2 protein-coding genes are annotated in these 727 nt (G+C 71.0%); one reads left to right on the top strand and one right to left on the bottom strand.

Features of this window, described 5'->3' with window-relative positions:
* Positions 1–196: 5'-nucleotidase C-terminal domain-containing protein (locus CCN37_RS38240; RefSeq protein WP_210408419.1), on the top strand; the 196-nt coding region annotated here is incomplete at its 5' end.
* A 55-nt stretch (positions 197–251) separates the two neighbouring features.
* Here the strand turns inward: CCN37_RS38240 and CCN37_RS38245 are convergent.
* Positions 252–727 (bottom strand): nucleotide disphospho-sugar-binding domain-containing protein (locus tag CCN37_RS38245; RefSeq protein ID WP_305764731.1); only part of this gene is annotated, 476 nt, incomplete at its 5' end.

Below are 727 nucleotides of genomic sequence, written 5' to 3' on the forward strand. Positions count from 1 at the left end.
CGCCAAGACCTATCGCGTCGCGATGAACGAGTTCCTCGCGGGCGGCGGCGACGGCTTCCCGGCCTTCAAGGACGGCAAGAACAAGCTCGTCGGCGCCTCCGACCTGGACGCGTTCACGGCCTACCTGGGCGCGCACTCGTCGCAGTCCTCGCCCCTGGACCCGCCGAAGGCGGACCGCATCACGATCGTGAAGTAACCGCCTGGCGCCTGCCGATGGCCCGGCCGCCACAAGCGGCCGGGCCATCGTCATGTCACCGCAGCGCGTCCTCGATCAGATCGGCGGCCCGCCCGGTGCCGCCCTCGGCCCGCACCTCGTCCCGCAGCCGCGCCGAGACGCGCGCGACCTCCGGATCCGTGGTGAGCTCGGTCAGAGCGGCACGCAGCACCTCGGCCGTGGCATCCGCCGTGTCGATACGGCGGGCCACGCCCAGTTCGACCAGCCGGTCGGCGTTCATCGGCTGCTCGGCACTCTGCGGTACGGCGATCATCGGCAGCCCGCAGTACAGCCCTTCGGCGCTGCTGCCCATCCCGGCATGGGTGACGAAGGCGTCGGCCTGCTCCAGGATCGCCAACTGCGGCACCCAGCGGTGCACCTCGATGTTGCCCGGGATCTCCCCCAGCTCGGCCGGGTCCACGTACTTCCCGATCTGCAACACCACATGCCATCCGGGCAGTTCCCCGAAGGCCGCGACGCACTCCCGGTAGAAGCCCGGCTGCCGGGTGAAGG

The organism is Allokutzneria sp. NRRL B-24872 (assembly GCF_002155965.1).
In the GTDB taxonomy this organism is placed as follows: Bacteria; Actinomycetota; Actinomycetes; order Mycobacteriales; family Pseudonocardiaceae; genus Allokutzneria.